The following is a 21,601-nucleotide window of genomic DNA, read 5'->3' on the forward strand; positions in this document are numbered from 1 at the left end:
GTCGGCGGGTCGCCATAGAGTGGAGCCCGTGGCTGACCCGTCGACCTACCGGCCCGCCCCTGGGAGCATTCCGGACGAACCGGGCGTGTACAAGTTCCGCGACGAGCGGCGCCGCGTCATCTACGTCGGCAAGGCGAAAAGCCTGCGCAGTCGGCTGAACTCCTACTTCGCCGACCTCGCGGGGCTGCACCCGCGTACCCGGCAGATGGTCACCACGGCGGCGAGTGTCGAATGGACCGTCGTCTCCACGGAGGTCGAGGCGCTCCAGCTCGAATACAACTGGATCAAGGAGTTCGACCCGCGGTTCAACGTCCGCTACCGCGACGACAAGAGCTACCCGGTGCTGGCGGTGACACTGAACGAGGAGTTCCCCCGGCTGCACGTCTACCGCGGGCCGCGGAAGAAGGGTGTGCGCTACTTCGGCCCGTACGCCCACGCGTGGGCGATCCGCGAGACGCTCGACCTGCTGCTCCGTGTGTTCCCCGCCCGCACGTGCTCGAACGGGGTGTTCCGCCGGCACGCTCAGATCGGCAGGCCCTGCCTGCTCGGCTACATCGACAAGTGCTCCGCCCCGTGTGTCGGCCGCGTCACCGCCGACGAGCACCGCGCGATCGTCGACGACTTCTGCGACTTCCTCGCCGGCAGCACCGACAAGATGGTGCGCAGGCTCGAGAAGGCGATGGCGGAGGCCTCGGAGGGGCTGGAGTTCGAACGCGCCGCCCGGCTGCGCGACGATCTCGCCGCGCTGCGCCGCGCGATGGAGAAACAGGCCGTCGTGCTGGGCGACGGCACGGACGCCGACGTCGTCGCGTTCGCCCACGACGAGCTCGAGGCGGCCGTCCAGATCTTCCACGTGCGCGGCGGCCGGGTGCGCGGCCAGCGCGGCTGGGTGATCGACAAGGTCGAGGAGATGGACGTCGCGGCACTGGTCGAGCAGTTCCTCAGCCAGTTCTACGCCGAACAGCTCGACCTGGCCCGGGAGGCGCCGGGAGGCGGCGGGCCGACCGTGCCGCGCGAGGTGCTGGTGCCCGAGCTGCCTGCAGACGCCGAGGCCATGACCGACTGGCTGTCGGAACTGCGCGGCTCGCGGGTCCGCCTGCGGGTGCCGCAGCGGGGCGACAAGCGCGCGCTCGCCGACACGGTGGAGCGCAACGCCAAGGAGGCGTTCTCCCAGCACAAACTCCGCCGCGCGGGTGACCTCACCGCCCGGTCCGCGGCACTGCAGGAGCTGCAGGAGCACCTCGCTCTCGACACGGCGCCGCTGCGGATCGAATGCGTCGACATCAGCCACACGCAGGGCACCGACGTCGTCGCATCGCTCGTCGTGTTCGAGGACGGCGTGCCACGCAAGACCGAGTACCGCCGGTTCGCGCTTCGCGAGGCCGCCGACGAGGGCGACGTTGCGGCGATCGCCGAGGTCGTCCGGCGCCGGTTCGCCCGCTATCTCAAGGAGACGGCCGACAGCGGCAACGGCGAGACCGCCGGGGACGCCGGCACCGCGGACGCGACGCCGGGGGAACCGGCCCCCGCCGGTATTGCGCCTGCGGAAACCGACGGCGCGCAGGACGGCCCGCCGGGGATCGATCCGGAGACGGGCAAGCCGAAGAAGTTCGCCTACCCGCCGAATCTGCTGGTCGTCGACGGCGCCGGACCGCAGGCGACGGCGGCGTCCGACGTCCTCGCCGAGCTCGGCATCACCGACGTGGCCGTGGTCGGCCTCGCCAAACGCCTCGAAGAGGTCTGGCTGCCGTCCGACGACGAGCCGGTCATCCTGCCGAGGACCTCGGACGCGCTGTACCTTCTGCAGCGAGTGCGCGACGAGGCGCACCGGTTCGCCATCCGGTACCACCGGGAGAAGCGCGGCAAACGGGTGCAGGCCTCCGAGCTGGACGGGGTGCCGGGACTCGGGCAGGCGAGGAAGTCGGCCCTGATCAAGCACTTCGGTTCGGTGAAGAAGCTCAAGCAGGCCAGTGTCGACGACATCGCACAGGTGCCGGGCTTCGGGAAGCGGACCGCCGAGGCCGTGCACACGGCGCTCACAGGGGGACAGAACATGGAGCGAGGGGAGTCAGACCAGTGAACAGTGCGGCAGCCGACAGAGCCGACGCGGCCGACGAGGACGGCCGGGGCTCGGGCATGGAGGTCGCGGTCGTCACCGGCCTGTCCGGGGCCGGCCGGAGCACGGCGGCGAAATGCCTGGAGGACCTGGGCTGGTTCGTCGTGGACAACCTGCCGCCGGAACTGATCTCGACCATGGTCGAGCTCGGCGCGCAGTCGCGGGGTGCGATCACGAAGGTCGCGGTCGTGATGGACGTGCGGTCGCGGGCGTTCACCGACGACCTGGCTTCGGTCATCAAGGGTCTGGACATGCGCGGGTACAAGCCGCGAGTCCTGTTCCTGGAGGCGACCGACGCGGTGTTGATCCGCCGGTTCGACCAGGTGCGGCGGGGACATCCGATGCAGGGGGACGGCAGGCTCGTCGACGGCATCGGCGCCGAGCGGGCGCTGCTGGAACCGCTGCGGGCCGAGGCGGACCTGCTGCTGGACACCTCGTCGCTGTCGGTGCACGATCTGCGCGCCAAGATCGAGGACGCGTTCGGCAGCGAGGCGTCCGCGCAGACCCGGGTGACGGTGCTCTCGTTCGGCTACAAGTACGGTCTGCCGATGGACTCCGACCTCGTAATGGACGTGCGGTTCCTGCCCAACCCGTTCTGGATCCCCGAGCTGCGGGACCACAGCGGCCTGGACACCGAGGTGCGCAATTACGTGCTCGGCCAGGAGGGGGCGGAGGAGTTCCTCGACCGCTATCAGGACCTGCTGCGGTTGATCGGTGCCGGATACAAGCGCGAGGGCAAGCGGTACCTGACGCTCGCGATCGGTTGCACCGGCGGCAAGCACCGCAGCGTGGCGATCTCGGAGGAACTCGCGAACCGGCTGTCCAAAGAGGATGGAACGGCCGTGAAGGTGGTGCACCGGGACCTGGGCCGGGAGTGAACACGGAGATGCGCGCGGTCGCCCTGGGCGGGGGTCACGGTCTGCACGCCACGCTGACGGCGTTGCGGCGGCTCACCGACGACGTCACGGCGGTGGTCACGGTCGCCGACGACGGCGGATCGTCGGGACGGCTGCGCCGCGAACTCGGCCTGCTGCCGCCGGGAGACCTGCGGAAGGCGCTGGCCGCACTGGCCGCGGCGGACGACGGCGGCGCGCGGTGGGCCGAGGTGTTCCAGCACCGGTTCGGCGGTAGCGGCGCGCTGACCGGCCACGCGGTCGGCAACCTGCTGCTGGCCGGGTTGTTCGAGGTGCTGGGCGACCCCGTGGCCGGGCTCGACGAGGCGGCCCGGCTGCTGGGCGTCTCCGGCCGCGTGCTGCCGATGTCGACCGACCCGCTCGACATCGAGGCCGAGGTCACCGGCCTCGAACCCGACGGCGCGGTGAGCCGCATCCGCGGGCAGGTCGCCGTCGCCAGCACCCCGGGGCAGGTCCAGCGCATCACCCTGCACAGCGTGGTGCCGGCCGACAGTCCGGGAGCGGGCGCAGGCGTGACGCCCGCGGTGACGCCCCCGCAGGCGTGCCGGGAGGCCGTCGACGCCGTGCTGTCCGCGGACGCGGTGTTCCTCGGCCCGGGGTCGTGGTTCACGAGCGTGCTGCCGCACCTGCTCGTGCCCGAGCTGCACGACGCGCTCGTGAAGACGTCCGCCACGAAGATCGTCATTCTCAACCTGGTGCCGCAGCCGGGGGAGACGGCGGGCTTCTCACCCGAACAGCACCTGGACGTACTCTTCCAGCACGCTCCCCGGCTCGGAGTGGACGCCGTGATCGCCGACCGCGATTCGGTGCCAACGCCGGCGCGGCTGCGTTCGGCGGCCGCGGCGCTGGGCGGGCGTGCACATCTGGCGTCGATCGCCGCCCCCGGTGCGGTGGGGCGGCACGATCCGGATGCGCTGGCCGGTTGTGTGCGAGACGCGCTCGGTGCGACGAGCGCGAAGGAGGGGCTCTCATGGCGATGACCGCTGCGGTCAAGGACGAACTCAGCCGGCTCGAGCTGACCAAGGTGAGCCCACGGCGGTCCGAGGTCGCGGCGATGCTGCGGTTCGCGGGCGGGCTGCACATCGTGGCGGGCCGGGTCGTCGTCGAGGCGGAACTCGACACCGGTTCGGTGGCCCGGCGGCTCCGTAAAGAGGTCCACGAGCTGTACGGGCATCAGGCCGAAGTGCACATGATCACCTCGGGTGGGCTGCGCAAGGGCAACCGGTACGTGGTGCGCGTGGTCAAGGACGGTGAAGGGCTCGCGCGGCAGACCGGCCTGATCGATCAGCGCGGCCGCCCGGTGCGCGGTCTGCCCGCGCCGGTGGTGTCCGGCGGGATCGCCGATGCCGAGGCTGCGTGGCGCGGGGCGTTCCTGGCCCACGGTTCGCTGACCGAACCGGGACGCTCGTCGTCGCTCGAGGTCACGTGCCCCGGACCGGAGGCTGCGCTGGCGCTCGTCGGCGCGGCGCGCAGGCTGGGCATCCAGGCCAAGTCGCGGGAGGTGCGCGGGGCCGACCGGGTCGTGGTCAGGGACGGCGACGCCATCGGCGCGCTGCTGACCCGCCTGGGTGCGCATTCGAGCGTGCTGGCGTGGGAGGAGCGGCGCATGCGCCGCGAGGTGCGGGCGACCGCGAACCGCCTCGCCAACTTCGACGACGCCAATCTCCGCCGATCGGCCAGGGCCGCCGTGGCTGCGGCCGCCAGGGTGGAGCGGGCCATGGAGATCCTGGGCGAGGACGCCCCGGACCACCTGCTCACGGCGGGCAGGCTGCGGGTCTCCAACCGGCAGGCCTCGCTCGAAGAGCTCGGTCAGCTCTCCGACCCGCCGATGACGAAGGACGCCGTCGCGGGCCGGATCCGCAGGCTCCTCGCCATGGCGGATAAGAAGGCGGCCGATCTGGGTATCCCCGATACGGAGTCGGCTGTGACCGCGGAGATGCTCGACGAGGAAGTGTGACTACGCGCACGTTACCCGGGCCGCGCGGCGACCGTGATCTCGTAACGTAGCGGTTGCGCGGCCGAGCCACGGCCGGAAACGCGGCGCCCCGACGCTCGGGGGCGAACGGTTCGTACCTCATCCCGGAAAGCCGCCCGCGGCGGAACACGATCGGGTTCGACGAAAGGGGGCATCACGTGCACGCGACCGGTACAGGCTTCGACGGCACCGAACTCGCCGTCTCACCCGAGATCGGGACGTGGCTCGAACAACGGTCCGGCCGAGCCGACGATTGGACGGCCGCGGACCTCGTGACCGCCAAGCGCGGGCGCACCGTGAGCGTGGTGATCCCGGCCAGGGACGAGGACGAGACGGTCGGCGGGATCGTGCGCACGATCCGCACCGAACTGGTCGAGCGGGAGCCCCTCGTCGACGAGATCCTCGTGGTCGACTCGCACTCGCAGGACGCGACCGCCGAGGTCGCCGCGGACGCGGGTGCCGCCGTGGTCGCGCAGGACGACGTGCTGCCCGCGCTGCCGCGCCACCGGGGCAAGGGTGATGCGCTGTGGAAGGGTCTCGCGGCCAGCCACGGCGACCTGGTGGTGTTCGTCGACGGCGACCTCTACGACTTCACCGCGGGGTACGTGACCGGCCTGCTCGGGCCGCTGCTCACCCGGCCGGACGTCGACTACGTCAAGGGCTTCTATCATCGCCCGCTCGCCGGGGAGGGGCGCAGGGAGGTCGACGGCGGGGGCCGCGTCACCGAGCTCGTCGCGCGGCCGCTGCTGAACATGTTCTGGCCGCAGCTGTCCGGGTTCGTGCAGCCGTTGGCGGGCGAGTACGCGGGCCGGCGCGAGGTGCTGGAGGCCATCCCGTTCGTCACGCACTACGGCGTCGAGATCGGCCACCTCATCGACCTGGTGGAGTGGCGGGGCCTCGACGCGCTCGCCCAGGTCGATCTGGGACACCGCACGCACCGGCACCAGACCACGCAGGCGCTGGGCCGCATGTCCGCGCAGATCATCCTGACGATGCTGGACCGCCTGACCCGGCACGGCCGGCTGTCGATGCCGGTGCCGCCCGCGACGTTGCTGGCCCAGTTCCAGCGCAGCGTGACCGGACCGGGCAGCGGTGTCGAGCGGGACCTGGTGCTGACCGACCTGACCCTCGAGGAGCGCGATCCGCTCGCGGCCGTCACCCGCGACACCGGCGACGCCGGGGGCGGCGACGTGGCCGCGCCGACGTCGGAGTGCGGCGGCGCTCTGCGCCGGACGGCCTGACCCGCGAGGCGGCTGACGGGCGCGGCATCCGGACGTCACCGGTCCGATCCCGCGCCGCGCCCGGGGGCCTGCGCGGGAGTCAGGGGCCGGGTTGCTAGCTTCCTGACGTGCTCGCTCCCGCGCTGTTGAAGCGCCGTGCCCTCGAACTCGGCCGCCATCACTGGCTCTTCCTCGTGGTGTTCGTCGCCGGTCTCGGCCTGCGTGCGGCCGCCTGGTTGGCGTACCCGCCCGCGTTGCTGTACGGCGATTCGTTCCGATACCTGGACAACGTCGGCACGCATAACCCGACCGGACTGCACCCGATCGGCTACGACCTGTTCGTCCTCGAACCCGTGCTGGCGGTCGGCGGGCTGGGTCTCGTGTCGTTCCTGCAGCACGTCGTCGGCTTGGGCTGTGGCCTCGCGCTCTACGCACTGGCCCGCCGGCTGGGGGTGCGCCGGAACTGGCTGGCGGCACTGGCGGCGGCACCGGTCCTGCTCGATGCCTACGAGGTGCAGATCGAGCAGATGATCATGTCGGACGTCTGGTTCCAGGTCATCCTGGTCGCGGTGCTGTGGCTGCTGCTCGGCACGAAGCGCGGCGGACAGCCGCCGGTGTGGGCGACCGCCGTGGCGGGTGTGCTGTTCGGCGTCGCGGTGATCTTCCGGATGGTCGCGCTGCCGCTCGCGTTGCCCGCCGTGGTGTTCCTGCTCATCGCGGGCGGCGTCTGGCGGCGCTGGGGTACCTGGGCGGCGTGGCGCACGATCCTCGTGCGGGTCGCCACGCTCCTGCTGCCGTTCGCGCTCGTGGTCGTCGGCTACGGCGCCTACTACGCGAGCTGGTCGGGTCACTTCGCGCTCAGCCCGTCGACCGGCAACGTGCTCTACGCCCGCGGCGCCGTGGTGGCCGACTGCCAGAACCTGGAGCTGGCGGAGCGGCTGCGCCCCGCGTGCCCCGACGAGCCGCTGGACGAGCGGATGGGCAGCGACCGGTACGCGCACATCGGCGCGGACGACGAGTGGCGGGCGCAGTGGCCGGAGGGCACGAACATCGTCCGGATCCAACAGGACTTCGGCAAGGAGGTCATCCGGCAGCAGCCGTTCGACGTCGCCGTCGCGATCATGACCGACTTCCTCAAGGGCTTCCGGGGCTGGCGCGTCGACACCCCGGGTGACGTCTCGGTGGAACGCTGGCACTTCCAGTCCACGTACCAGTTCTACAACCACGAGGAGAAGAGCCGGGAGTACGCGCTCCGCTACAGCGGCGAGGAGCCCGAGTCGCGGCCGACGCTGGGCACGGCGCTGCGCTGGTACCAGCTGTTCGGCGGCTTCACACCGGGCAACGTGCTCGGTGTGGCGCTACTGCTCGCGCTGGCTGCCGGTCTCGGGGTGACCCGCAGGGCACGGGCCAGCGGCCTGCGCTCGGCGATGTTGTTGCCTGCCGGCATGGCACTGGTGTCGCTCGGTGGCGCCGCGGCGTTCGAGTTCTCGTGGCGCTATCAACTGCCCGGCATCACGCTGCTGCCGTTGGCGGGCGTGCTCGCCCTGACGGCGTTGCTGCGGCACCGGAAGCGGCGTGACGCCGATCCGGTCGGCGTACCCGCGCCCGACGGCGGTCCCATGGACGGCGCCGGACAGCGGCACTCCGGTGGCAACGGGCGGGTCGGTCCGGCTGCGGGTGACGGCAACGGTGTCGGAAAGGGCAACGGTGTCGGAAAGGGCAACGGTGTCGGAAAGGGCAACGGTGTCGGAAAGGGCAACGGCGCCGGAAAGGGCAACGGCGTCGGGAACGGGGCCGCTCACGGCGACGGCGCCGTGAGCGGTAACGGTCACCGCGAGCCCGCGCACGGATCCACCGGCGAGGCGGCAGCCGAGTCCCCGGACGACGAGACCGGCCGGGGCGAGGTTCCCGCGGAGACCGGCCCGGAACGGGGTTGATCCGGCCGACGCGGAAACGACCCTCGCCGGTCCGGCAACCGGCGGGCCCGAAGAAGACGGGAGCGCGGTTCCCCGCCGGAAGCGGCGCGGCGCGGCTGCCTTAACCTCACACCGTGCGAGCTGACGAGACGACCGCCGACCCCGACGAGGGGCTCGCGCGCCGGCTGAAGGCACTCGCGTGCACCGCGCCGTTGCACGACCTGGACGCGCGTAAGTCCAAGCTCGACTGGGCCGATGCGACCGTCTACCAGATGGCCGAGATCGGGCTGCACACGATCGACCAGGTCACGATCGCGATGGACTTCGACACCGGCGCCGACCACCACCAGGTCACCCGCCGGCTGCTGCCGTTCATCGCGGCGCAGGCGCCCGATCGCACCACCGACGAGCACACGCGGGTGGCCCGGTGGGTGCTCGACAACCTGATCAACGTCGGCACCACCGATCGCGGGTTCCGCCGCGTGTACGGAGCCGTCGACGCCGACGGGCGGTACCGCAGGCGGGCGTTCGACTTCAAACTGCTCGTCGAACTGGCCGCGCCGGACGGCGAGGTGTACCTGCGTGCGACGGACGAGGCGATCAACGTGCTCGTCGGTGCGCTGGACACCGACGTCGAATCGGCCCACATCGCCGCCGAGGTCAAACTCGAGAACCTGATCACGCGCGGCAGGCTGGCCGACGCGAAGCTCGCCGCGGAGCAGGCGCGCTACCGCACCGTGCAGTACGGCGAGATCCTGCGCGCCAAGCTCGACGCGACCCGGCGTGACGTGCGGTCGGTCGACTGGGAGCGGGAGTTGCCCGAGCTGCTCGACTCCGCGCTGACGCACATCGAATCCCGGTTCCGCGCGGAGACGGCGATCCTGAAGAACATCACGGCCGCCAGGGACGAGGCGGAGGACCCCGATCACAAGCGCCGTGCCGCCGAGCTCGTCGACATCGTGGCGGACTGCATCCGCAGGCACACCCAGCTGCAGAACCGGTTGCAGGCGGCGGGTGCGGTGTTTCGCGCCGAACAGGACCGGCAGCAGTTCTCCGGCCCGGCTCAGCGCGCCGCCGTCGACGTGTTCGGGCAGTTGCTCACGCCGACCCTGGACCTGCCGCTGGCCGACGCCCTCGCGCCCGTCGAGGCGTACTTCCGGGCGGGGACCGGAACCACGGTGCCGAGCGTGCCGTCCCTGCCGTCGCTGGTGTCGCTGCTGCTGCGGCCCGCTCCGGAACGCGAGCACGTCGTGGGTGAGGTGCCGGATCCCGAGCTGCAACCGGCCGAGGACACCGACGCGTTCACCGACGAGCAGTGGCGGCAGGCCGATGCGCTGCTCGACCTGCCCGAGGTGCCGCGGCGGCTCTCCGGCCTGCTGGAGGAGGCCCGCAGTGCCGACCCGGCCGTCGCGCGGCTCGTCGCCCTGCGTGCCGTGCACGCGTACGGTCCCGAGGTCGGCGGTGCGCTGCGGCAGTCGCAGGGGTCGGTGCTGCTGGCCGTCGACGACGGCACCGAACTGGACGACCCCGAGATCGGCGGTGCCGACCTGCTGCTGATGGCCGCGGTCGTCGACGGCGACCCCGCGGGTGAGGACCCCGGCACCGGCGAGACCGGCACGGAAGCCGATGGGCCCGCGGGCGACGGCGAGGACCAGGCGGGCAGCGGCGGAGCGGAGCGCGAGCCCGCGCTGTTCGACGACACCGAGGCCATCGACGACACCGGGGCCATCGAGGAGGCTGCTCTGTGAGCACGGGACATGCGTCGGCCGACGCCGAGGCGGCGGCGCGGCTGCTCGCCTTCGGCATGCGGCCCAAACTCGTGCCGGGACGGGACGTGGTCTACGCGGACCTCGTGCGGCGTTACGGCGAGGACAGCGCGTTCAAGCAGCTCACCCACTCCGTGGCGGCGGGGCTGGGACTGCTGGTGCTCGAGGTGAACGCCCAGGCGGGCGCGGTGCTGGCCGCCACCGACGAGTCGATCTTCGAGATCAAGATGGACAGCTACGCGCGGCAGTCGAAGATCCGGGAACGGCGAGACACGGAGAAGGTCCTGCACGGGCTCATCCACCTGGCGACGGCGGCGCTGGGATATCCGAGACCCGACGACCTGGCCAACGACACCTACATCGGCAGGGTGAGTGTCGAGCAGGTGGACGGGGTCGTGCGGGAGGCGTGCCGGATCCTCGACGAACGGGCCGCGGCGAACACCGACCCGCTCGCCGACGCGCCGGAACTGGAACAGGCGTGGCGCGCGTACGCCCGCAGGCCCGCCGCCGCGGCGACCAAGGACGGCAGGCTCGCCCCGGACACCACGCGCGGGATGGTGACGCGGGCGCTACGGTTCCTGGCCGAGCAGGGATTCCTCGTCCCGGTGAGTTCCGAGCAGGGCGGGACGTACCGGACGACGCCGCGTTACCAGGTGCAGGTGCGCGAGCTGGCGGCCGACGCCGCGTTCGACGAGCTGCTCGCACTCGGGGTCGTCTCGGTCCCGGGTGAGGGTTCGACGCTGCGGGCGTCGGCCACCGACACGCTGTAGGGGAGTGGATGTACGAGCTGTCGCGGGTGCGGCTGCACTCGGTGGGCCCGAGCGGTGCGCGGTACCAGGACGTCGTGCTGGACTTCTCCGGCGTCGGCGACGTGGTGGCCACGCTGACACAGGATGCGCTGTTCGGCGCGGGCATCCACCATGCCGAGGGCGGGCCGCCGCGTCGCCCGTCACCGGCGAGCGTGCTGTTCCTGGAGAACGGCGGCGGGAAGTCGGTGCTGATCAAGCTGATCTTCTCGGTGATGCTGCCGGGCAGGCGGCAGGTCGTCGGCACGACCAACACACGCGTGCTGGAGAAGTTCGTCGGCTCGAAGGACGTCGCGCACGTGGTGCTCGAATGGCAGCACGTGGAGACGGGCGAGCGGTTGATCACCGGCAAGGTCTCCGAGTGGCGCGGCCACGTGGCCTCGTCGGACCCGGCCAATCTGGTCGACTCGTGGTACTGCTTCCGCCCCGGTGCGGACGTCGGCCTGGAGTCGCTGCCGCTGACCGCCGAGGGCAAACTGCTGACGATGTCCGGGTTCCACGACCGGATGACGTCGCTGCACGGGGACGTGCCCGAACTGCAGCTGTTCTGGACCCGCAGGCACCACGAGTGGACCGAGCGGCTCGACCAGCTCGGCCTGGACACCGAGTTGTTCCGCTACCAGCGCGCCATGAACGCGGGCGAGGGTGAGGCGGCGGACGCGTTCGCGTTCAACACCGACGAGGCCTTCGTCGAATTCCTGCTCCGTGCGGTGATCACCGAGGACGAGCCGAAGGACCTCGCCGACGTCGTGGTCACCTACGCCGACAACCTCGCCCAGCGCGGTGAGCTGATGACCGAGCGGGACTTCGTGGCCGGTGCTCTCGATGCGCTCACGCCGCTGATCGACGAGGAGAAGCTCGCGGCGGCGGCGCGGAAGCTCGCCGACGCGGCCCGCGCGGAACTCGAGACCCTCGCCGGTGAGGTCGCGGGTAGGAACGCCGCCGAGTCCGAACGGCTCGAGACGCTGACCGCGCACGTGCAGGAGGTCTCCGACGCCGAACGGCTCGCCGAGGGTGATCATCGGCGCAAGCAGGCCGTGCTCACCGAGTTGCGCAGGCAGGTCGCGGCGATGCTGCGGGAGGAGGCGCAGGCCGAATCCGAGCGCATCGACGCCGAGCTCACGGAGGCGAAGACCCTCGCGGAGGCGTGGCGGGAGACCGGAACCGTGCTGACGCACCTGGGCGCCACGCGGAAGGCCGCCGACATCCGTGAGCTCGTCGGCAGCAGGGAGGAGAAGGCGCGGCCCGCGCTGGAGGCGAAGAACGCCGCCGCGACGGCGCTGGCGCGCGGCCTGCTCGGCCTGGCGCGGGAAGCCCAGCAGCAGGCTGACGAGGCGGACCGGCAGGCGAACCAGCTGCAGGCCGAGGCCGAGGACGCGCAGCGGGAACGGGACGAGGCGACCTCGGCGGCTGCGAACCGCCGCGCCGAGGCCGACGGGCTGACCGCACGGCTGGACGAGGTGCGGGCGGAGATCGCGCAGGCGACCGCCGACGGGTTGGTGAGCCACGGTGCGGACGTCGCCGAGGCGGCCCGGACGGCCGCGGCCGAGGGCGAGGAGGCGACCGCCGAGCTGGCCAGGAGGGAAGCGGAACTGGAGCGCGTCGCCGAGGAGCTCGGCGCCGCCCAGACCGCCGCGCACGAGGCGCAGCGGGAGGCCGCGAGCGCCCGCGACCGTGCCCAGCGGGCGGCCGAGGAACTCACGCGCGCGCACCGCCGCACCGACGCGCTCGCCGCGGAGCCGCGGCTGGCCGAGCTGCTCGGCACCGACACCGTCACGCTGGAGACCGACACGCCGGCGGTGCTGGAGCGGCTCGCCGAGGCGCGCGGTGAGGCCGAACGCGAGCAGACGACGCTGCGGATGGAGGAGTCGCGGGACGAACGCGCGCTGGGAGCGCTCGGCTCGGGCGGCCTGTTGCCCGCGCCCGAGGAGCTGCAGGCCGCGCTCGAAGTCCTCGAACAGGCCGGCATCACGGCGTGGTCCGGCTGGCGCTACCTGTCCACGCTCGACGCCTCGACGCGCGCGGACGCGGTGCAGCGGGCACCGCAGCTGGTGTCGGGCGTGCTGCTCAACGACCCGGCCCAGCTCGGACGTGCCCAGGAGGTCCTGACCGAGCACCGGCTGCTGCCCGGTGCGGCCATCGCCGTGGGCACCACCGCGGCGCTGGCCGACCGTGATCTCGACGAGGCACCCGGGGTCGCGTTCCTCGTGCCGCCGAACCCCGCGATGTACGACGAGGACGCGGCCGACGCGGAACGCGAGGCCATCAGCCGCCGCCAGCACGACCGGCAGCGCCGGCTCGCCGACCTGGAGGAGTCGATCGGCCGCGACGCCGCGCTGACGTGGAAGCTCTCCGCCTGGCGCGAGGACTACCCGCCCGGCAGCATCGCCGTGCTGGCCGAGCAGTCCCAGGAAGCCGAGACGGCACGGGATGCTGCCGAGCGGGCGGCCCAGGAGGCCGAACAGGCCGCCGGGCGGCTCACCGAGAAGCGCGACGCGCTGCGGGAACGGGTCCCGGCGTTGCGGACGGAGGCCCGCCGCGCCGAGGACGCCGCGCGCACGCTCGACGATCTCGCGGGCCGCACCGGCCGGATGGCGCAGTGGACCGAGGAGGCGGAGCGGGCCAGGGAAGCGGCCGCGCTGGGGGACCAGCGCGCCGACGACGCCGCGGCGCGGGCAGCCCGGCTGCGGGAGCAGGCCGCCGAGCACCGGCGCACGGCCGACGGCCACCGGCGTACCGCGACCACCGCACGCGGTGAGCTGGCGGAGGTGCCCGGCGGCGGGTCCGTGTCGGCCGACGACCCGGTGCCCGCGGAACCGGTCGACGCGCTGCGCCGGGCGTTCACGTCCGCGTCCGAGGCCTACTCCCGGGTCGAAGTGGGCGGTGACCTGCGGGCCGAACTCGAGCAGGCCGAAGCGGCCGAGTCGGCGGCCAGAGCCGCACTGGAGAACCTCGACGAGGACGTGCGCGCCCGTGCGGCCGAGCTCCTCGACACGCCCGACGGCTCGGACTCGTCGGCGCGCGCGGCCGCCCAGGCGCGTGTGGTGCGGACCGTGGAGACCCTGGAGGCCGAACGCACCGAGGTGATCGGCAGGCTCGCCACCCGGACGGCCGAGCTGGAACAGCTGCCCTCACCGTCGGGGCCACTGGACACGGTGACCCGACCGCGGGACGTCGACCACGGCCGGGAGCTCATCGACGAGGCAGGCGACGAGGTGTCGGCCGCCGCGAGGGAGTGGGAGGAGCTGCAGCAGCGGCACGCGGCCGCGCAGGCCTCCCTCGACGCGGCGAAACAGAGCGCCTCCGGTTTCCGGCTGCTGGCCGAGTCGCTCGCGGCGTACGTACCCGCGGGCGAGCCTGCACGGGCGTTTGACGGTGACGTGGAGGAGGCGCAGGCCCGGGCCACCGAGCTCACCGGACGTCTCACTTCGGCGCAGCAGCAGGTCGACGAGGCCGCCGCACGGGTGCGGGCCGCCGCCGACACGCTGGCGCAGTACGCCACGGAGAAGCGGTTCGAGCAGCTGGACACGCCGGTGCGGCAGCAGGTCGTGTCCGTCCGCCGCGACAGCCTGCCCGAGCACGCGCAGGAGTGGGCCGAGGCGCTGCGGCCGCGGCTGCGGACGCTCACCGACGACCTCGCGCAGATCGACCGCCACCGCTCCGGCATCGTCACCCGGCTGCAGAGCATGGTCGAAGGCGCGATCCGCACGTTGCGCTCCGCGCAGCGGGTGTCGCGGCTGCCCGACGGGCTCGGGGACTGGTCCGGCCAGGAGTTCCTCCGCATCCGCTTCACCGAGCTCGACGACGCCGACCTCGCCACGGCCCTTGGCGAGGTCGTCGACGAGGCGGCGGTCGGCAAGACCGCAGACGGCAGGGACGTCAAACGGGACGGGCTGTCACTGCTGCTGCGCGGCGTCCGCGCCGCGGTGCCGAAGGGCTTCCGCGTGGACATGCTCAAACCGGATTCGGTGCTCCGCACCGAACGCCAGCGGGTATCGGAGATCCGCGACGTGTTCTCCGGCGGCCAGCAGCTCACCGCGGCGATCATCCTGTACTGCACCCTCGCGGCGCTGCGGGCCAACAACCGCGGCCGGATGCGGAATCCGCACTCGGGCGTGCTGTTCCTCGACAATCCGATCGGCCGCGCCTCGGCCGGTTATCTGCTGGAGTTGCAGCGCGCCGTCGCGAGTGCACTGGGGGTGCAGCTGGTCTACACGACCGGCCTGTTCGACGCGGGGGCGCTGTCGGAGTTTCCGCTCATCGTGCGGTTGCGCAACGACGCGGACCTGCGGGCGGGCCGCAAGTACCTGTCGGTCGACGCGACGATGCGCAAGCAACTCGAGGAGCTGCCCGAACCCGACGGCACGGCCCGGCTGACGTCGACCCGGGTGTACACGAAGTCGGCGGCGGGCTGAGCGGCACGCCTCGGGCTGACCGGCCCGTGCTTGTCGGGGACCGCTGGTAGACACGGCCCGTGACCCCGACCATGACCACGGCCGAGCGGCGGGCGCGTCTCGCGTGGCGCCATTTCCTGAGCGCACCCGCCGACAGCGTCGCAGCGATCGCCGAGGGCGTGGTCGCGTTCCACGCCACGGACCCGGCCAGCGTGTACCTCGCCGCGGCGGCCCGCCTCGCCGAGTCCGGACCCGGCGGCCACGCCGTCGATGCGGTCGGCGCGGTGGAACACGCGCTGTACGAGGATCGTTCCGTGCTGCGGATGCTCGGCATGCGCCGCACGATGTTCGTCGTCGGCCGCGGCGTCGCGCCCCTCGTGCAGGCTGGTTGTGCCGTCGACATCGAGCGCAAGCAACGGCGACTGCTGTTGCGCCACCTCGAACAGACCGGTATCCCGCATCTCGACCGTTGGCTGGCCGACGATCTGGTGCGACGGCCGCGTCGTCGGCGGCTGGGCCCACCGGTGGAACGGCGAGGGCACCGCGGGAGAGGTCGCGACGCGGCTGCTGGAGGACGTCGGCGCCGAACGGACGGCACTGGTGGCGGCCGAGGCCGAACGGCTCACGCAACGGTTGTGCAGCTGGCTGCCCGACGCCGTGGTCGTGCCGCGCTTCCGGACCCCGGTGGAACGGGAACTGAGTGCGGTCGGCGGGCATCCGGCGTCACCGGGTGACCGGGCGATGTGACCTGAGCGATCTTGAACGATTTCTGCAAGGTTCAAGGTGCGCGACGTCTCGCACGGGGTATCCGGGTATGGCCTGGTCGCCACGCTAGGGTGTGGTCGTCCCAAGGATGTGCAAGCCGGCCTTCGCGCCGGGTCGAGAACACTGTGAGGAGAGAGCAGACGTGACGGTTCGCGTAGGCGTCAACGGCTTCGGCCGGATCGGCCGCAACTTCTTCCGTGCCGCGGCGGCCAGCGGCCACGACATCGAGGTCGTCGCCTTCAACGATCTCGGTGACGTCTCCACGATGGCCCACCTGCTCAAGTACGACAGCGTGCTCGGCCGTTACCCGGAAGAGGTCACCACGTCCGACGAGGGCATCGTCGTCGGCGGCAAGACGATCAAGGCGCTCGCCGAGCGCGACCCCGCGAAGCTGCCGTGGGGCGACCTTGGCGTCGACGTGGTCGTGGAGTCCACCGGCTTCTTCACCAACGCCGAGGACGCCAAGGCGCACCTGTCCGGTGGCGCGAAGAAGGTCATCATCTCCGCGCCGGCCAAGGGTGAGGACCTGACCGTCGTGCTGGGCGCCAACGACTCCCTGTACGACGGGTCGCAGGCGATCATCTCGAACGCTTCGTGCACCACGAACTGCCTCGCGCCGCTGGCCAAGGTGCTCAACGACGAGTTCGGCATCGAGAAGGGTCTCATGACGACGATCCACGCCTACACGGCCGACCAGAACCTGCAGGACGGCCCGCACAAGGACCCGCGCCGTGCCCGCGCCGCCGCGCTCAACGTCGTGCCCACCTCGACCGGTGCGGCCAAGGCCATCGGCCTGGTGCTGCCGGAGCTCAACGGCAAGCTGGACGGCTACTCGCTGCGCGTGCCGGTGCCGACCGGCTCGATCACCGACCTGACCGTCAACCTGTCGAAGAAGGCCACGGTCGACGAGATCAACGCCGCCTACAAGGCCGCCGCCGAGGGGCCGCTCAAGGGCATCCTGCGCTACAGCGAGGACCCGATCGTCTCGTCGGACATCGTCAACGACCCGGCATCCTGCGTCTACGACGCGCCGCTGACGAAGGTCATCGACGACCAGGTGAAGGTCTTCGGCTGGTACGACAACGAGTGGGGCTACTCCAACCGTCTCGCGGACCTGGCCAACCTCGTCGGTTCCAAGCTGTCCTGAGCCATGGCGGTCAAGTCACTCGACGATCTTCTGTCCAGTGGGGGCACCCCCGCCAACGAGGGCGTAGCCGGTGGAGGGGTCGCCGGGCGGTACGTGCTGGTCCGCTCGGACCTGAACGTGCCGCTCGACGGCGCGACCATCACCGACGACGGCCGGGTCCGTGCCGCGCTGCCGACGATCCGTCGTCTCGCCGAGGCAGGCGCACGGGTGGTCGTCACAGCGCATCTCGGCAGGCCCAAGGGAGCGCCCGACGACGCGTACTCGTTGCGGCCCGTCGCCGCGCGGCTCGGTGAGCTGCTCGGCAGCGACGTCCCGCTGGCCGGTGACGTCGTCGGACGCGAGGCCCGCGACGTCACGGCGAACCTGGCCGACGGCCAGGTCGCCATGCTGGAGAACGTCCGCTTCGACCCGCGGGAGACGAGCAAGGACGCCGACGAGCGCGGCGAACTGGCCCGTGAGCTCGCCGCGCTGGTCGGTTCCGGCGCCGCGTTCGTGTCCGACGGCTTCGGCGTGGTGCACCGCAAGCAGGCGTCCGTCTACGACATCGCCCGTGAGCTGCCCGCCTATGCGGGTGGCCTCGTGCTGTCCGAGCTCGAGGTGCTGCGCACGCTCACCGGTGATCCGCAGCGGCCGTACGCCGTCGTGCTCGGCGGCTCGAAGGTCTCCGACAAGCTCGCGGTCATCGAGGCCCTGCTGCCGAAGGTCGACCGGCTGCTGGTCGGCGGCGGCATGTGCTTCACGTTCCTGGCCGCACAGGGCCAGGGCGTCGGCAGCTCGTTGCTGGAGGCCGACATGGTCGAGGTGTGCAAGCGGCTGTTGGCCGAGGCGGGCGACAAGCTCGTGCTCCCGGTCGACGTCGTCGCCGCCGATGCCTTCTCCGCCGACGCCGCCACTCGCACGGTGGGGGCAGGTGAGATCGAGGAGGGCTGGATGGGCCTGGACATCGGTCCGGAGTCCGTGCGCCGCTTCGCCGACGCCGCCGGCTCGGCCGCGACCGTGTTCTGGAACGGCCCGATGGGCGTGTTCGAGATGGCGCCGTTCGCCGGTGGCACCCGCGGTGTCGCGCAGGCGATCGCCGACGGCGGCGCCTTCAGCGTCGTCGGCGGCGGTGACTCCGCCGCCGCAGTGCGGCTGCTGGGACTGCCCGAGGACGGGTTCTCGCACATCTCCACCGGCGGCGGAGCCTCGCTGGAGTATCTGGAGGGCAAGGACCTGCCCGGCGTGGCGGTCCTCGGCGAGTGACGCGCGGACCCGACACGGACACGTGCCGATGCGTGCCGAGGGCGCCAGGCCATACGGCCCGGTGCTCTCGGCACGCACCCTCGAGAAGTTCCACCCCAAGTACCATTCGTGATCCGGAAGGTGGCCGCATGACGCGCAAGCCGCTCGTCGCCGGCAACTGGCTGTGCTGTCCATTCAGGGGGAGCTCCGCTCCAACCCGGCCCCCCTCGTCCCCCGGGAGGTGCAGGTATGACGACGCGCAAGCCACTCGTCGCCGGCAACTGGAAGATGAATCTCAACCACCTCGAGGCCATCGCCCTGGTGCAGAAGATCGCCTTCTCGTTGCCGGAGAAGTACTACTCGAAGGTGGACGTGGCGGTCATCCCGCCGTTCACGGACATCCGCAGCGTGCAGACGCTCGTCGACGGCGACAAGCTGCTGCTCACCTACGGCGCGCAGGACGTGTCCCAGCACGCGTCCGGTGCCTACACCGGTGAGGTGTCGGCGTCGATGCTGGCCAAGCTCGGCTGCACCTACGTGGTGGTCGGCCACTCGGAACGGCGGGAGCACCATGCCGAGACCGACGAGGTCGTGGGCAAGAAGGTGCGTGCCGCGCTCAAGAACGACCTCACACCGATCCTGTGCGTCGGTGAGCCCCTGGAGGTGCGGGAGGCCGGTGACCACATCTCCCACACGACCACGCAGCTCATCGAGGCCCTCAAGGGCCTGAAGACCGAACAGGTCGCCGACGTCGTGGTGGCGTACGAGCCGGTGTGGGCGATCGGCACGGGCCGGGTCGCGACGCCGGCCGACGCGGAGGAGGTGTGCGCCGCCCTGCGCAACGCGCTGGCGGAGAAGTACGGTGCCGACCTCGCCGGTGGGGTGCGCGTCCTTTACGGTGGCTCGGTGAAGTCGGGCAACATCGCCGATCTCATCGCCTGTGAGAACGTGGACGGTGCGCTCGTCGGCGGCGCCAGCCTCGACGGCGACGAATTCACGAAACTCTGCGCGATGGCCGCCGGAGGCCCGCTACCCTGACAGCGTGTGGCACCCGCTACTCTGGGTGCCCTCGCCACCCGCAGTAGACAGAGGATGACATGCAACTGTTCCTGCAAATCTTGTTGGTCGTGACCAGCGTTCTGCTGATCATCGCGGTGCTGTTGCACCGTGGCCGCGGTGGGGGCCTGTCGTCCTTGTTCGGTGGCGGGATGCAGGCCAGCCTGGCCGGCTCGAGCCGGGCCGAGTCGAACCTCGACAAGGTCACGATCGGCCTCGCCGCGGTCTGGATCATCGCGATCATCGGGCTCGGCCTGCTCCTCAAACTCTGATCGGTCGCGTGCCTAGCGCACGCCGGGTTACTGGTGGGTGAGGTTTGATGGTTGGCGGTAACGCGATCCGGGGGACGCGCATCGGCGCGGCCGGTCCGTCGAGCGAATCCGAGCGTGGCGAGACCGCGCCGCGGAGTGTCGTGTCGTACTGGTGCGCCAACGGGCACGAGTCGCGGCTGTCGTTCGCGCTCGACGCCGAGATTCCGGACGAATGGGATTGTCCGAAGTGCGGTCTGCCCGGTGGGCAGGACGTGCAGAATCCGCCGTCGGCGGGCCGGACGGAGCCGTTCAAGTCACATCTGGAGTACGTGAAGGAACGGCGCAGCGACGAGGAGGGCGAAGCGCTCCTCGAAGAGGCCCTGGAGAAGCTGCGGCAGCGCCGCGGCAGGGCCTGACCCACCGCGGACAGGCACCGGCGACGGGCGGAGGCCCGCACCGCCTGTCTGAGACGTGCGACAGGCTGGCACGGCCGCGAGGCCGGCAAGCGTTGCGTTCGCCGGCGACGGAATGACCGTCGCCGGCGAACGTGTGTCTCACGGTGCAGGCTGGCCGCGCGGGTTCTCGCAACCTCGGCTCGGGCGCGACCGGCCCGAGCGGGCCGCTCGCGCCCGTTGGCCTGCCCACGTGGGCGGTGTCGACGAGCAGGGACGGCGAATGGCTACGACGCCGACGACGCCTCCACCGGCTCGGCGTCTCCCAACGGGGTGACCGGGTAGCGAGCCGTGACACAGAACCCGCCGTCGGCCGTGGGCGCCGACTCGACCGTCCCACCGAGCATCCTGGCCCGCTCGGCAAGGCCCGTCAGCCCGAAACCACCCGAGGGCAGGGGGCCGCTGTCGGCCGTCCTCGCAGGCGGGTCGTTGCGGACCTCCACCAGCAGCGCTTCGTCGTCGGCCGACACCTTCACCAGGGTCGTCGCGCCCGGGGCGTGCTTGCGGACGTTGGTGAGCGATTCCTGCACCGTCCGGTAGGCGGCGGCCGACACCTGGTCGGGCACATCCGCGGGAAGCGTGTCGAGCTCGAGTTTCACCGGCACCTGACAGCCGTGCACGAGATCGGGGATCTCGCAGACCTTCGGTGACCCGCCGTCGTCCTCGGCCGACCCCGACCGGAGGAGACCGACCAGGCCGCGCAGCTCTTCGAGCGTGTGCGTGCTCAGCTCCCGGATCGTGCGCGCGGTCCGTTCCGCGTCACCGCCCGGTGCGGCCGCGGTGAGCACCCCGGCCTGCATCGCGATGAGCGTGATGTTGTGCGACACCACGTCGTGCATTTCCCTGGCCAGGCGGGTGCGTTCCTCTGTTCGGACCATCTCGGCGTGCAGTTTGCGTTCTCGGTCCCGACTCGCAGCCAGTTCGGCCAGGCGGGTGGCGAGTTGCTGCCGGGCGCCGATGAGCAGCCCGATCGCCAGCGGCATGCCGGCGACGACAGTGCTGTAGATGATGTCGAGAGCGTGGAGTTGCCAGCTCAGGGCGACGAACTCGTCCAGCGGCCAGAGGATGAAGCGGCACATCCAGACGACCCAGGCGCCGACCCAGACCTGCCAGTGGGTCTGCTTGCGGGTGGCCAGGAACCCCAGCGCCATCATGGCGGCGACCTGCGCCCAACCCGCCATGAACCCGGGTGCGGCGAGCATCAGCACTGTGAACGGGAACCAGCGGCGCAGCAGGAGCGCACCGCAACTGAGTGCCGACAGGTACACCGAGTAGGTCGGCGCGTCGGCGGGGACGACGAGCCACACGTCCAGAACAGCGATCAGGAACACCGAGACGTCGATCACGGTGCTCCGGACCGCGGTGCGGCTCCACAAGGTCGACAGCGAGTTTCGGATGGCGGAGAACGCGAGGCGTACGCGGTGTGCCACGGAGCGCGGGCCCTGAAGCGAGACGTCAGGGAGAAACGTTCCCTCTGTGGTCATGGTCGAGACCTCTCGTCTTGTGGACCTCACCATGAGAGAACATCCTGCCCCGCAGTGTCTCCCTATTCGAGAAAAAGTGTGCGGATGTTAACGCAACGCGCATAAGTTTTTCGTGTGA

At 71.5% G+C, this 21,601-nt stretch carries 16 protein-coding genes; 15 read left to right on the forward strand and 1 reads right to left on the reverse strand.

The features are described from left to right. The first annotated feature begins 28 nt into the window (after window positions 1-28). From uvrC to LY40_RS25310, 15 genes are all read left to right on the forward strand, one after another. Complete coding sequence (gene uvrC, locus LY40_RS25240) at window positions 29-2,080, forward strand: excinuclease ABC subunit UvrC (RefSeq protein ID WP_183786986.1); 2,052 nt, start codon at window positions 29-31, stop codon at window positions 2,078-2,080. Window positions 2,081-2,136: 56 nt separating this feature from the next. Then, window positions 2,137-2,994: an RNase adapter RapZ gene (gene rapZ, locus LY40_RS25245; RefSeq protein WP_183787021.1), complete on the forward strand. Its 858-nt coding sequence runs from the start codon at window positions 2,137-2,139 to the stop codon at window positions 2,992-2,994. Window positions 2,995-3,002: 8 nt separating this feature from the next. After that, the gene (locus LY40_RS25250; RefSeq protein ID WP_183786987.1) at window positions 3,003-4,010 is read left to right on the forward strand and encodes a gluconeogenesis factor YvcK family protein; all 1,008 of its coding nucleotides are present in this window, start codon (window positions 3,003-3,005) and stop codon (window positions 4,008-4,010) included. Then, window positions 4,001-4,987, forward strand: coding sequence for a DNA-binding protein WhiA (whiA, locus tag LY40_RS25255; protein WP_183786988.1), 987 nt, complete (start codon window positions 4,001-4,003; stop codon window positions 4,985-4,987). The genes LY40_RS25250 and whiA overlap by 10 nt, the downstream gene beginning before the upstream one ends. A gap of 176 nt (window positions 4,988-5,163) precedes the next feature. After that, window positions 5,164-6,246 (forward strand): glucosyl-3-phosphoglycerate synthase, encoded by a 1,083-nt coding sequence (locus LY40_RS25260; protein ID WP_258938375.1) that lies wholly within the window; start codon window positions 5,164-5,166, stop codon window positions 6,244-6,246. Between the two features lie 107 nt (window positions 6,247-6,353). Next, window positions 6,354-8,162: a hypothetical protein gene (locus LY40_RS25265; RefSeq protein ID WP_258938376.1), complete on the forward strand. Its 1,809-nt coding sequence runs from the start codon at window positions 6,354-6,356 to the stop codon at window positions 8,160-8,162. A gap of 113 nt (window positions 8,163-8,275) precedes the next feature. After that, window positions 8,276-9,889, forward strand: a complete 1,614-nt coding sequence (locus LY40_RS25270; protein ID WP_258938377.1) for a hypothetical protein — start codon at window positions 8,276-8,278, stop codon at window positions 9,887-9,889. A gap of 56 nt (window positions 9,890-9,945) precedes the next feature. Next, the gene (locus LY40_RS25275; protein ID WP_221213605.1) at window positions 9,946-10,677 is read left to right on the forward strand and encodes a hypothetical protein; all 732 of its coding nucleotides are present in this window, start codon (window positions 9,946-9,948) and stop codon (window positions 10,675-10,677) included. 8 nt (window positions 10,678-10,685) lie between these two features. Next, on the forward strand, window positions 10,686-15,128 hold the full coding sequence (locus tag LY40_RS25280; RefSeq protein WP_258938378.1) for a coiled-coil domain-containing protein: 4,443 nt from the start codon (window positions 10,686-10,688) through the stop codon (window positions 15,126-15,128). A gap of 59 nt (window positions 15,129-15,187) precedes the next feature. Further along, window positions 15,188-15,841 (forward strand): DNA glycosylase AlkZ-like family protein, encoded by a 654-nt coding sequence (locus LY40_RS25285; protein ID WP_258938379.1) that lies wholly within the window; start codon window positions 15,188-15,190, stop codon window positions 15,839-15,841. Window positions 15,842-16,014: 173 nt separating this feature from the next. Continuing rightward, complete coding sequence (gap, locus tag LY40_RS25290) at window positions 16,015-17,019, forward strand: type I glyceraldehyde-3-phosphate dehydrogenase (protein WP_258938380.1); 1,005 nt, start codon at window positions 16,015-16,017, stop codon at window positions 17,017-17,019. A gap of 3 nt (window positions 17,020-17,022) precedes the next feature. Beyond that, on the forward strand, window positions 17,023-18,261 hold the full coding sequence (locus tag LY40_RS25295) for a phosphoglycerate kinase (protein ID WP_258938381.1): 1,239 nt from the start codon (window positions 17,023-17,025) through the stop codon (window positions 18,259-18,261). 228 nt (window positions 18,262-18,489) lie between these two features. After that, the gene (gene tpiA / locus LY40_RS25300; protein WP_183786996.1) at window positions 18,490-19,278 is read left to right on the forward strand and encodes a triose-phosphate isomerase; all 789 of its coding nucleotides are present in this window, start codon (window positions 18,490-18,492) and stop codon (window positions 19,276-19,278) included. A 59-nt stretch (window positions 19,279-19,337) separates the two neighbouring features. Beyond that, on the forward strand, window positions 19,338-19,568 hold the full coding sequence (gene secG, locus LY40_RS25305; RefSeq protein WP_183786997.1) for a preprotein translocase subunit SecG: 231 nt from the start codon (window positions 19,338-19,340) through the stop codon (window positions 19,566-19,568). 47 nt (window positions 19,569-19,615) lie between these two features. Beyond that, complete coding sequence (locus LY40_RS25310; RefSeq protein WP_183651390.1) at window positions 19,616-19,963, forward strand: RNA polymerase-binding protein RbpA; 348 nt, start codon at window positions 19,616-19,618, stop codon at window positions 19,961-19,963. Window positions 19,964-20,226: 263 nt separating this feature from the next. Here the strand turns inward: LY40_RS25310 and LY40_RS25315 are convergent, their stop codons facing one another. After that, window positions 20,227-21,483 carry a sensor histidine kinase gene (locus LY40_RS25315; protein WP_258938382.1) on the reverse strand — a complete coding sequence of 419 codons (1,257 nt, stop codon included), beginning with the start codon at window positions 21,481-21,483 and terminating at the stop codon, window positions 20,227-20,229. Between the last annotated feature and the right edge of the window lie 118 nt (window positions 21,484-21,601).

It is taken from the genome of Prauserella salsuginis (assembly GCF_024648885.1).
Lineage (GTDB): Bacteria > Actinomycetota > Actinomycetes > Mycobacteriales > Pseudonocardiaceae > Prauserella > Prauserella salsuginis.